General features: G+C 64.3%; 15 protein-coding genes and 1 tRNA gene. 9 read left to right on the plus strand and 7 right to left on the minus strand.

The genetic code is table 11. The features are described 5' to 3' along the window. The 6 genes from VN856_RS17235 to VN856_RS17260 form a co-directional block, all read left to right on the plus strand. The coding region (locus VN856_RS17235; protein WP_325691136.1) for a segregation/condensation protein A at positions 1 to 341 on the plus strand (341 nt) is incomplete at its 5' end. Between the two features lie 47 nt (positions 342 to 388). Further along, positions 389 to 1,162, plus strand: a complete 774-nt coding sequence (scpB, locus tag VN856_RS17240) for an SMC-Scp complex subunit ScpB (protein WP_325691138.1) — start codon at positions 389 to 391, stop codon at positions 1,160 to 1,162. Further along, positions 1,162 to 1,914: a pseudouridine synthase gene (locus VN856_RS17245; RefSeq protein ID WP_325691140.1), complete on the plus strand. Its 753-nt coding sequence runs from the start codon at positions 1,162 to 1,164 to the stop codon at positions 1,912 to 1,914. Before scpB ends, VN856_RS17245 begins: the two co-directional genes overlap by 1 nt. Beyond that, on the plus strand, positions 1,911 to 2,594 hold the full coding sequence (cmk, locus tag VN856_RS17250; RefSeq protein ID WP_325691141.1) for a (d)CMP kinase: 684 nt from the start codon (positions 1,911 to 1,913) through the stop codon (positions 2,592 to 2,594). The genes VN856_RS17245 and cmk overlap by 4 nt, the downstream gene beginning before the upstream one ends. Continuing rightward, positions 2,591 to 3,994, plus strand: coding sequence for a ribosome biogenesis GTPase Der (der, locus tag VN856_RS17255; protein WP_325691143.1), 1,404 nt, complete (start codon positions 2,591 to 2,593; stop codon positions 3,992 to 3,994). Before cmk ends, der begins: the two co-directional genes overlap by 4 nt. Positions 3,995 to 4,058: 64 nt before the next feature. Further along, positions 4,059 to 4,841, plus strand: coding sequence for a sulfite exporter TauE/SafE family protein (locus VN856_RS17260; protein ID WP_325691145.1), 783 nt, complete (start codon positions 4,059 to 4,061; stop codon positions 4,839 to 4,841). 4 nt (positions 4,842 to 4,845) lie between these two features. On the opposite strand, the gene VN856_RS17265 is transcribed toward VN856_RS17260, so the two are convergent. Further along, entirely contained in the window at positions 4,846 to 5,568 is a 723-nt protein-coding gene (locus VN856_RS17265; RefSeq protein WP_325691147.1) for a DUF3060 domain-containing protein, read from the minus strand. A gap of 64 nt (positions 5,569 to 5,632) precedes the next feature. On the opposite strand from VN856_RS17265, the gene VN856_RS17270 reads away from it, so the two are divergent. Next, on the plus strand, positions 5,633 to 6,652 hold the full coding sequence (locus VN856_RS17270; RefSeq protein ID WP_325691149.1) for an NADP-dependent oxidoreductase: 1,020 nt from the start codon (positions 5,633 to 5,635) through the stop codon (positions 6,650 to 6,652). Here VN856_RS17270 and VN856_RS17275 read toward each other — a convergent pair. After that, positions 6,649 to 7,059, minus strand: coding sequence for a VOC family protein (locus VN856_RS17275; RefSeq protein ID WP_325691151.1), 411 nt, complete (start codon positions 7,057 to 7,059; stop codon positions 6,649 to 6,651). The two genes, VN856_RS17270 and VN856_RS17275, sit on opposite strands and share 4 nt — an antisense overlap. A gap of 5 nt (positions 7,060 to 7,064) precedes the next feature. Beyond that, positions 7,065 to 7,514, minus strand: coding sequence for a helix-turn-helix transcriptional regulator (locus VN856_RS17280; RefSeq protein WP_325691153.1), 450 nt, complete (start codon positions 7,512 to 7,514; stop codon positions 7,065 to 7,067). A gap of 88 nt (positions 7,515 to 7,602) precedes the next feature. Between VN856_RS17280 and VN856_RS17285 the strand changes: the two genes are divergently transcribed. Next, positions 7,603 to 7,676: transfer RNA gene (locus tag VN856_RS17285), tRNA-Pro, on the plus strand. 592 nt (positions 7,677 to 8,268) lie between these two features. Here VN856_RS17285 and VN856_RS17290 read toward each other — a convergent pair. From VN856_RS17290 to VN856_RS17305, 4 genes are read right to left on the minus strand one after another with little or no spacing between them, the layout of a single operon-like run. Next, entirely contained in the window at positions 8,269 to 8,760 is a 492-nt protein-coding gene (locus tag VN856_RS17290) for a hypothetical protein (RefSeq protein WP_325691155.1), read from the minus strand. Beyond that, positions 8,757 to 8,942, minus strand: coding sequence for a hypothetical protein (locus VN856_RS17295; protein ID WP_325691157.1), 186 nt, complete (start codon positions 8,940 to 8,942; stop codon positions 8,757 to 8,759). Before VN856_RS17295 ends, VN856_RS17290 begins: the two co-directional genes overlap by 4 nt. After that, positions 8,939 to 9,280, minus strand: a complete 342-nt coding sequence (locus VN856_RS17300) for a hypothetical protein (protein WP_325691159.1) — start codon at positions 9,278 to 9,280, stop codon at positions 8,939 to 8,941. The genes VN856_RS17295 and VN856_RS17300 overlap by 4 nt, the downstream gene beginning before the upstream one ends. Positions 9,281 to 9,316: 36 nt before the next feature. Next, positions 9,317 to 9,715, minus strand: coding sequence for a hypothetical protein (locus VN856_RS17305; RefSeq protein ID WP_325691161.1), 399 nt, complete (start codon positions 9,713 to 9,715; stop codon positions 9,317 to 9,319). 175 nt (positions 9,716 to 9,890) lie between these two features. Between VN856_RS17305 and VN856_RS17310 the strand changes: the two genes are divergently transcribed. Continuing rightward, the coding region (locus VN856_RS17310) for a hypothetical protein (protein WP_325691163.1) at positions 9,891 to 10,542 on the plus strand (652 nt) is incomplete at its 3' end.

Consider the following 10,542-nt stretch of genomic DNA (forward strand, 5'->3'; position numbering starts at 1 on the left):
TCACGCCCCGGCCGGTGCCGATAGTGGCCACCGAACATCTGCACGAGCTGATGGTGTCGGTGCCCGAACAGGCCAGGCAGCTGCTGTCGCTGCTGGAAGAGCGTGGGATCGGGCAATGGGCATCGTTCTCTGACCTGATTGCCGACTGCCGCGCGTCCATCGAGATCGTCGGCCGCTTCCTGGCTCTCCTCGAGCTGTATCGGTCCCGGGCGGTAGCATTCGATCAGTCAGAACCGCTTGGTGTGCTCCAGGTTTCGTGGACCGGAGAACAGCCGACCAACGATGCGTTGCTGCGGGCAGAGGCGCTCGAAGCTCAAGAATTGCGAGACCAATACTCATGATTGACGGCGCCGGCGACGATGCAGAGCGGAGCGATGAGGAGCGGCGCATGATCAGCGCCGACGACGAAGCGCCCGAACCGGACTTTGCGGTCGACGGCCCCGATCCGAACCTCGGCATCCGCGCCGTCGACGATGCAGAGCGGAGCGATGAGGAGCGGCGCATATTCGAAGTCGCGACAGCGCCCGAACTCGACGACGATGAACTGGGCGCGGTGCTCGAGGCCCTGCTGCTGGTCGTCGACACCCCGGTGACGGTTGAGGCGCTGGCCGCAGCCACCGAGCAACCGGCCTATCGCGTCGCCGCCAAGCTGCGAGTAATGGCGGATGCATTCACCGAACGCGACAGCGGCATCGACCTGCGCGAGGCCGGCGGGGGATGGCGGTTGTACACCCGGGCCCGGTTCGCGCCCTACGTTGAGCGCTTGCTGCTGGACGGATCTCGCTCGAAGCTCACCCGGGCGGCGCTGGAGACACTCGCGGTGGTGGCCTACCGCCAACCCGTGACACGCGCACGGGTGAGCGCGGTGCGCGGGGTCAACGTCGACGCGGTCATGCGCACGCTGCTGGCGCGCGGGTTGATCACCGAAGCGGGCACCGACGCCGACACCGGGGCGGTGACCTTCGCGACCACCGAGCTGTTCTTGGAACGCCTCGGACTGTCGTCGCTGACCGATCTGCCCGATATCGCACCACTGCTTCCCGACGTCGACATGATCGACGACCTGAGCGAATCCCTGGACGCTGAACCACGTTTCGTCAAGCTCGGCGGCGGTCCGGTCTCCGACGATCCGCCGTTGTCATTCGATGTGGATCACGAGTGATGGTCACCGACAGCGAACCCAGCGGGGTTCGCCTGCAGAAAGTGCTGTCGCAGGCCGGGATTGCCTCGCGGCGGGTTGCCGAGAGAATGATCATCGACGGCCGCGTCGAGGTCGACGGACAGTTGGTCACCGAGCTCGGCACCAGGGTCGACCCGGATGCCTCGGTGATCCGAGTCGACGGGGCCCGGGTGGTTCTGGATGACTCGCTGGTGTATCTGGCGCTGAACAAGCCGCGCGGCATGCAATCGACGATGTCTGACGATCGTGGCCGGCCCTGCATCGGCGATCTGGTCGAACACCGAGTTCGGGGCAACAAGAAGCTTTTTCATGTGGGACGGCTCGACGCCGACACCGAGGGCCTGATCTTGCTGACCAACGATGGCGAGCTTGCTCATCGGCTGATGCATCCCTCGTTTGAAGTACCCAAGACCTACCTGGCGACGGTCAACGGATCGGTTCCGCGTGGTCTCGGCAAGAAACTCCGGGCCGGAATCGAGTTGGACGACGGGCCGGTGGCGGTCGACGATTTCGCAGTGGTCGACGCCATTCCCGGTAAAACGCTGCTTCGAGTCACGCTGCACGAGGGACGTAAACGCATTGTGCGCCGGATGCTGGCCGAGGTGGGATTTCCAGTGCAGACGCTGGTCCGCACCGATATCGGCGCAGTGGCACTGGGAGAGCAGCGGCCGGGCAGCATTCGGGCTCTGCGCCGCAACGAGATCGGGGAGCTCTACAAAGCGGTAGGGCTGTGACCCCAGTCGTTGTCGCGGTAGACGGCCCGGCGGGCACCGGAAAGTCGTCGGTATCAAGGGGATTGGCGCATGCATTGCAGGCCCGGTACCTGGATACCGGTGCGATGTATCGCATCGTGACGCTGGCTGTACTGCGCGCCGGAATCGACCTCACCGACCAGGACGGCGTAGCAGCAGTCGCGTCCAGCACCAAGCTGTCGGTGGGTTTCGACCCCGGTGAGGATCGTAGTTACCTTGACGGCGAAGATGTTTCGTCGGAAATCCGTGGCGAGCAGGTCACCAAGGCGGTGTCAGCGGTGTCGTCTGTTCCCGCCGTCCGCGCCCGACTTGTCGGCTTGCAGCGCACCCTGGCCAGTGGACCCGGCAGCGTCGTGGTCGAGGGACGCGACATTGGGACCGTGGTGTTGCCCGACGCCGACGTCAAGATCTACCTGACCGCGTCGGCCGAGACGCGGGCACGGCGCCGTAATGATCAAAATGTCGCCGCCGGTTTGATCGACGACTATGACTCAGTGCTTGCCGACGTTCGCCGCCGCGATCACCTGGACTCGACGCGCGCGGTGTCGCCGTTGCGGGCCGCGTCGGATGCTGTGGTCGTCGATACCAGCGAGATGACCGAATCCGAAGTGATCGCTCACCTCCTGCAGTTGGTCAAGCAGCGAAGCGAGGCGGTTCGGTGAGCGAAGACGGCACGTGGGTTGACGAAAGCGAGTGGGAATCAACGGGATTCGTTGATTCCATCGAAGATGTGGCCGGTGGTCCGCCACCAGTGGTGGCCGTGGTGGGCCGGCCCAACGTCGGCAAGTCGTCGCTGGTCAACCGAATCCTGGGCCGACGGGAAGCGGTGGTTCAGGACGTGCCCGGGGTGACCCGTGACCGGGTGTCCTACGACGCCTTGTGGACCGGACGCCGGTTCGTCGTGCAGGACACCGGGGGATGGGAGCCCGACGCCGAAGGCCTGCAGATGCTGGTAGCCGAGCAGGCATCGGTGGCCATGCGTACCGCCGACGCGGTGATCCTGGTGGTGGACGCAGTCGTCGGTGCGACCGCCGGTGACGAAGCTGCGGCTCGTATCCTGCGCCGCTCCGGCAAGCCGGTCTTCCTGGCCGCCAACAAAGTTGACAGTGAGAAGGGCGAAGCCGATGCCGCCGCGTTGTGGTCGTTGGGCGTCGGTGAGCCGCACGCGATCAGCGCGATACACGGTCGCGGCGTAGCCGATCTGCTTGATGCCGTCGTCGGTGCGCTGCCGGAGGTCGCCGAACTGACCTCCACGCAGACCGGTCCGCGGCGGGTGGCATTGGTGGGCAAGCCCAACGTCGGCAAGAGCTCGCTGCTGAACCGGTTGGCGGGCGATGAGCGATCGGTGGTGCACGATGTCGCCGGCACCACGGTCGATCCAGTGGACTCGTTGATCGAATTGGACGGCAAGGTCTGGCGTTTCGTCGACACCGCCGGCTTGCGCCGCAAGGTGGGTCAGGCCAGCGGCCACGAGTTCTACGCCTCGGTGCGCACCCACGGAGCGATTGACGCCGCCGAGGTGGTGATCGTGCTGATCGACGGATCGGTGCCGTTGACCGAGCAGGATCTGCGGGTGCTGTCGATGGTCATCGAGGCCGGGCGGGCGCTGGTGTTGGCGTTCAACAAATGGGACCTGGTCGACGAGGATCGCCGCTACGTGCTGGACAACGAGATCGACCGCGAACTGGTGCAGGTGCGGTGGGCGCAGCGAGTCAACATCTCGGCGAAAACCGGCCGCGCGGTGCAGAAGTTGGTGCCGGCGTTGGAGAGTGCGCTGGCGTCGTGGGACGCCCGGATCGGTACCGGCCGGTTGAACACCTGGATCAAGGAAGTGGTGGCGGCGACACCGCCGCCGGTGCGCGGCGGTAAACAGCCGCGGATTCTGTTCGCCACCCAGGCCGCTGCTCGGCCGCCAACGTTCGTGCTGTTCACCTCCGGCTTCTTGGAAGCGGGCTACCGCCGATTTTTGGAGCGACGGCTGCGCGAAACTTTCGGCTTCGAAGGCAGCCCGATTCGCATCAACGTCCGGGTCCGCGAGAAGCGCAAGCCCAAGTCGCGCTGAGGGCGGAACGAGCAGTGCTGTAACTCATATTTACCCATGAGTTGAGCCGGATAGGGTTTTGTCAGTGTCGTTGTCGCAAGGGATCTTGATCGTCCTCGCCGCCGTGGGGGCCGGCGCGATCAATGCCGTTGTCGGTTCGGGGACGTTGATCACGTTTCCGACGCTTGTCGCGATGGGATATCCGCCGGTGACGTCGACGATGTCCAACGCGGTGGGCCTGGTTGCGGGCAATGCCTCAAGCACCTGGGGCTACCGGCGTGAGCTGCGCGGTCAGGGCGGCCGGCTGGTGTGGCAGATTCCCGCTTCGGTTCTCGGCGCGATGCTGGGTGCTTGGCTGCTCTTGCACCTTCCGGAGAAACTGTTCACCGCGGTGGTGCCGGTGCTGCTGATCATCGCGCTGGTCCTGGTGGTCGTTGGTCCGCGTATCCAAGCGTGGGCGCAGGAACGGGCGAAGAAGGCAGGTCAGTCCGCCGAAGACATTTCGCCCGGCCGGATGGCCGCGGTGGTGTCGAGCACCTTTGCGGTCGCCGTCTATGGCGGCTATTTCACTGCCGCGCAGGGGATTCTGCTGGTTGGCGCGATGGGTGCACTGCTGCCGGAATCGGTGCAGCGGATGAACGCCGCGAAGAACCTGCTAACATTGATCGTGAATCTTGTTGCGGCGCTGGCTTATACGATGGTGGCTTTCCATCGAATCAACTGGGCGGTCGCCGGACTCATCGCGATCGGGTCACTGCTCGGCGGCTGGTTGGGTGCACGCTATGGCCGTCGGCTTTCCCCGAATGCGCTGCGCACCACGATCGTCATCGTCGGCCTCATCGGGCTCTACCGGCTGCTCACCGTCTGACGGGTCAGCGCCGTTGAACGTTGTTACCGAAGCCAGAATTGTCGATTTTCGGAGATCCGCTGTGATACGTGACCTGATTGCCGGAGCCTGAGGCTTGGATCATGTCGGCTGCGTCGACGGTGATCTGGTTTTGGATACCGGACACCGTCACGCTCGCGCAGTGGCCGGTGATCACGACATTGTTGGTGATTCCGCTGACGCTGACGCTGCCCCCATTGCAGGCAATGGTCCGGGCTTCGTTGATGCCGGAGACGGTGATGTTTTGGCCTGCCGGCGCGGTCGACACCGATGTCTGTGGGGTCGGCGCCAGGCTCGCAGTCGTGGCCGCCGAAGGGGTGGGGCCTACCGTGGGGATGCTCGGAATGGGCGAGAAGGTGGTGATGCCGCTACGTGAAACCTGGTGTGCGGTAAAGAGGAATATCGCGGCCGGCAGCGCGATCATGCCAATGACGAAGACTCCGAGGATGATCCACAACGTCCGGTTGCTACGTGAGTATTGGGCCGATGGGCTCGGGAACAAGCCGCCACTGTAGGGGAGCGATGGCGGTGTCGGCATCGGGGGACCCGGCGGGAACGCGGCACCGGGCGGTGGCGGCATCGAGGAGGCGGGCGGTGGTGCCCACTTACTTGGCGGCGGATTCGCGCCGGCCTCGGAAGCTCGTGCCGCCTCAGCCAGCGGCTGCTCCAGCTCCCGAATTCGGGCTTCGGGGTCGTCCTCGGATTTCATTCACCGATGCTCGCATACCAAGATCGCGCCGAATAGGTCATTCGCATTCGGTAGTTTCTGCATCGTGGCCGATTTAGCGAACCGTCAGATCCTGCTGCGTCGCCGTCCGAGCGGGCTCGTCCAGCCCGGAGACACCGAACTGGTCACCACGCCGGCGCCCGAGCCCGCCGAGGGCGAGGCGCTGGTCCGCACCACCTATGTGGGTCTCGACGCCGCGGTCCGCACCTGGCTCAACGATCAGCCGGGCTACCTGCCGCCTGTGCAGTTGGGCGAAGTCATCCGCGCGGCCGGGATCGGGGAGGTCGTGTCATCGCGCTGTGATGCCTTCGCGGTCGGCGACGTGATCACCACGCTGACCGGCTTCCAGGAATATGTGATCGTCCGCGACGACGTGTTCAGCACGCCGATCCCCGACGAAAGCGATCAACTGGCGATCATGTCGGTCTACGGTCCGACCGGGGCCACGGCGTACATCGGGATGACCGACGTCGGTCGGCCGCAGGCCGGAGACACCGTGGTGGTCTCGGCCGCGGCCGGCGCTACCGGATCGGTGGCGGGGCAGATCGCCAAGATCGCCGGCGCCCGGGTGGTGGGCATCGCGGGTGGGCCGGAGAAATGTCGGGCTGTGGTCGAGGACTTCGGTTTCGACGCTTGCATCGACTACAAGAACGACGACCTCGGCGCCGCGTTGAAAGAGCACTGCCCCAAGCGGGTCAATGTCTACTTCGACAACGTCGGTGGGCCCATTCTCGACGCCGTGTTGGGCCGGTTGGCCATGAATGCGCGGGTCGTGTTGTGCGGCATCATCTCCAGCTACCTGACTGGCGACCACCCCGGGCCGGCGAACTACGTGAACCTGTTGTCGAAGACCGCGACCATGCAGGGATTCAACGCGCTCGATCAGTGGGGGCGCTTCGACGAAGCGTTCGCCTCGCTTCGCAAGTGGGGTCACGAGGGCCGAATCAAGGCCCGCCAGACCGTCTTTGAGGGCGTCGACTCCTGCGTTGACGCCCTCAACGGGCTGTTCACCGGGGCCAACATCGGCAAGATGCTGGTCAAGTTGAGCGAGCCAACAACGATCTAGCTCAACTCCTGGATGCGGATCATGGTGCCCGCGGGATCGCGCACGGCACAGTCGCGAATTCCGTACGGCTGTTCGGTGGGCTCTTGAACAATGTCGGCATTGGTAGCCTGTAGCCGATCGAACACTCCGTCGAGGTCCTTGGTGGCCAGGACGATCATCGCGTAGGTGCCCTTGGCCATCATCTCGGCGATGGTGCGTCGTTCGTCCTCGGTGATACCCGGGTTCACGGCCGGCGGATTCAAAACAATAGACGTGCCAGGCTGATTCGGCGGGCCGACCGTGATCCACCGCATCGTGCCCTTGCCGACATCGAGGCGGACCTCGAAGCCGAGGGTATCGCGGTAGAACGCCAGCGACTCTTCCGGATCGTCGTGCGGCAGCATGCTCGAGTGAATGGTGATGTCCATGACAGTCACGTTAGGTGCAGAGCGGCGGCGGGAGCTTCTCGATTCCTGACCGGTCGGGTCACCTGCTTTTCCACGCACGACGGCAGGCCCGCCTCCAGGTGAGCTGTCTGGTCCCGATAGGTGCTGGGGGAGACACCGACCAACTCGGTGAAGCGCGTGCTGAAGGTGCCCAGCGATGAGCAGCCGACCGCGAAGCAGACCTCGGTGACGCCGAGGTCGCCGCGACGCAGCAGCGCCATCGCGCGCTCGACTCGACGAGTCATCAGGTAGGAGTACGGCGATTCACCGTAGGCGATTTTGAATTGGCGACTGAGGTGGCCGGCTGACATGTTCGCGCCTCGGGCAAGCGCCTCGACGTTCAGCGGCTGCGCGTAGTCGCGGTCAATGCGGTCCCGAACACGGCGCAGCCTCGCGAGGTCGCGCAGGTGTTGGTCGTCGGTGGGTCTGCTGGCCACCCGAGCGATCGTGCCACGTCGCGTTTGGGTTGGAGTCCGCGGTCTGTTGTAGGCTTTCCACCTGCTGCCGGTGATCCAGCGGCGGCTTCGGGCTGTGGCGCAGTTTGGTAGCGCACTTGACTGGGGGTCAAGTGGTCGCAGGTTCAAATCCTGTCAGCCCGACATTTTGACCAGCGGTTTCCGTAATTCCCTGACCGGAGTTCCGCCGCGTTACGACAGTTGATTCTCAGAGGCCCAGCTGAGCGGCTAGTCCAGTGACGGCGGCACGTGCGGTGTCATCCGACGTGTGGCCGTTCAACCAGGCCAGCGGAGAAAAAGCCGACGAGGATGCCCGCCAGGCAAGACTTCGCGAACAAGCCGCGCGACTCGCCCCGCCGCGCCCACACGGTGAATCGCCAGAACCTGAGCGTTCAAGCAGCGTTGGTAAGCATTTCCCACGGTGGCCACGGAAGCTCGGGCAAGGTCAGCAGCTGTGGGTTGGATGTCGGTCACGACGAAGTTAAGAGGCAACGAGCGGTGCCGCATCCGGTTCAGATGGTCATCGATTGTGCCGGCTTCCTCGGGGCTGAATCCGGGGGTGACGACGTTGCTTTTGCTCGCGGCGGGGATGTTCGGGTCGGTTAGCTCGGCCATGATCCCCACCACCTCATCGGTGGTGGGGACGGGGTCCGCGTAAGCCGTTGCGGGCGAAGCGATTAGCGTCGCCGCTAGCGTCGGCGCGACGGAGAGCTTGGTGCAATTCATCCGTGGTTACTCACTTGACATACCCCAATGAGCGATTCGCAACGCGCCAGAACACGTCCAGCTCGGTCATGGCGGTGTCGTGAGTGATCAACCAGTGCCCGCCCTGATCGACCAGCACGATCGGCCTGGCGTGTGTGCCTTGGTGAAACCCCCCATTGGTTTCCAGGGTGGCTCCGGCGAAGTTGTTGGGTGCGGATTGGATGTCAGTCACGACGAAGGGAAGGGGCAGCACCCCGAACGCGTTCATCCGGTTCAGATGATCGTCGATTGTCCCGGCTTCCTCGGGTGCGAATCCAGGGGTAACAATGTCGGTCTTGTTCGCGGCGGGCTTATCTGGGTCGGTCAGCTCGGCCATGATCGCGACAACCTGATCCACGGTCGGAACTGGTCCGGTGCATGGGGGTTGGTCACGATCGCCACAGTCCGCGAAAGCCGTTGCAGGCGAGGCGATCAGCGCCGCAGCCATTGCCGTCACGACACCGGGGAGCTTGATCCCGTTCATGTCAAATACCGCCTACATACCCGCGGGGGTCGGCTGCCGTTGAGCCAGAACTCGTGCAATTCGGGCATGGCGGTGTCGCGGGTGATCGTCCAGTGCCCGTCCTGCTCGACAAGGACAATCGGTGCGGGAACGTGTTCGTCCTTGGTTGCGAGATACGCACTCGTCGCGCGTTCTCGGGTCATTTGCTGCAGACGGTCACGAGGAGGGGGGTCCCTAAGTTGCCGGGGATGGTCGCGGTGTTTCCCGGTGCGGCGGGCACGGCTCCGCTGGAGTGGGTGCCAAATGGGCCGTTAACGTTCTTTTGGTAGTTGACCGCACCGTCCTGATACCAGTAAGTCACGTCGAGGTCGTAGAAGATACCGAGGCTGTTGGTCTCGCTGGCATGGGCGTCGAGTTGAGCTCCGTTCAGGGGCACACAACCCGGGGGGTCTGCGGCCGCGGCGGGGCTTGCGGCCAAAGCGATCGAGACGGCTGCAACCACGGCCGAGGCGACGGCGAGACTGTGTTGTCTGAGTGTCATCTTGTCTACCTGTATCTCTCTGCCAGGACCCTCAGCTCAGGGATCATTTGGTGATGGAAGATCGGCCGACGGCGGAGTGTCACCAGGCGGTTGCGGCGCGTCCGGCGCACCCGGTGGTTGACGTTGGCTGTGCCAGTCACCAGGCAGCGGTCGGTCCCAGTGTCCGTCGCTGCCCTGGAACCACGATGTGTGAAGGCATCCCGGTGGGGGCTCGTAGTTCAAATCGTCGCGGTACCGTCGGGCGGCTATCGCGCACACGTTGGGGGCCGTCTGGACACGGGGATGTGCTGAGATCAACCAGGGGCCGACACCATGGCCCGGGAGCGCGGGACCGACGATCAGTAGTGCGCCGGCCAGCACGGCCATGCCGACCGCACCAGCAGCGGCGATCCGGACCGCCGCCATCGCGATAGCGGAGAACTTGGTCCCGAACATCGGTACTTCCTCCCTTCCAGACCAGCGGGAATGTCGTTGAACCTATCGACCACGAGGTGCGCGTCCGTTACTGCTGGCTGGGAATGTCGTGCCGTCTAGCTGGGAACTCGCTGGGACGACCGAGGTCGCCCTTCAAACTTAGGTATTCTTAGCTTCTCTTTAGGTGTTCATAAGCATGAGCACGGCTGAAACCGGGGGACTGATGACCAGCAATCGCCGCACCAGGTGTCGTGTCCAACAGTGGAGCACCGGCGCGGGGTTACTCGCCGCCGCCGCAATGATCGGGATGGCGACTGCCCACGCCGACACCGACGACCCCGCCGTGGTCCCCTACAGCCCGGACCCGTCGAACGTGTTCTCGCCGGTCTACACGATCACCCCGACCGGTGCCGAGGATGTGAGCGTGACCGACGGGGCCGGCGATGTTTTTGGAACCCAGGACTTCACGATTTCCGAGCTTGGGTTTCCGGTGGACACGTTCACCGGCAATGTCGAATACACGCCAACGCCTTTTGACGAGGCAACCGGCTTATCCGGAATTCTGAGTCAGCTCAGCCAGGAGTTCGGGCTGCCCGGCGGTTACAGCGAGGAGATCACCACGCTCGGCGGCACCGGGACCGTGCTGCCCGACGAGCCGACCAGTTTCCTGATCTCGGAGTTCGGGTTGGGGTACGGCAACGTGTTCGAGGAGTCCATGAACAGCGCAGGGACTTCTGCCACCGTCGGAGATTACATCCTCACACCATTCGGGGACGAAAACATCACCCCCATTGTTGACCTCTTCCTTCCCCAGGGCGTCGGCATCACCGATGCGGCTGGCGCCGTCG

It is taken from the genome of Mycobacterium sp. (assembly GCF_035603715.1).
In the GTDB taxonomy this organism is placed as follows: domain Bacteria; phylum Actinomycetota; class Actinomycetes; order Mycobacteriales; family Mycobacteriaceae; genus Mycobacterium.

Bases quoted from the DNA above. Each gene is read 5' to 3' on its own strand.
- scpB (WP_325691138.1), top strand. From the start codon at position 389: ATGATCAGCGCCGACGACGAAGCGCCCGAACCGGACTTTGCGGTCGAC.
- VN856_RS17245 (WP_325691140.1), top strand. From the start codon at position 1,162: ATGGTCACCGACAGCGAACCCAGCGGGGTTCGCCTGCAGAAAGTGCTG.
- VN856_RS17265 (WP_325691147.1), bottom strand. From the start codon at position 5,568: ATGAAATCCGAGGACGACCCCGAAGCCCGAATTCGGGAGCTGGAGCAG.
- VN856_RS17275 (WP_325691151.1), bottom strand. From the start codon at position 7,059: ATGGACATCACCATTCACTCGAGCATGCTGCCGCACGACGATCCGGAA.
- VN856_RS17290 (WP_325691155.1), bottom strand. From the start codon at position 8,760: ATGAACGGGATCAAGCTCCCCGGTGTCGTGACGGCAATGGCTGCGGCG.
- VN856_RS17295 (WP_325691157.1), bottom strand. From the start codon at position 8,942: ATGACCCGAGAACGCGCGACGAGTGCGTATCTCGCAACCAAGGACGAA.
- VN856_RS17300 (WP_325691159.1), bottom strand. From the start codon at position 9,280: ATGACACTCAGACAACACAGTCTCGCCGTCGCCTCGGCCGTGGTTGCA.
- VN856_RS17305 (WP_325691161.1), bottom strand. From the start codon at position 9,715: ATGTTCGGGACCAAGTTCTCCGCTATCGCGATGGCGGCGGTCCGGATC.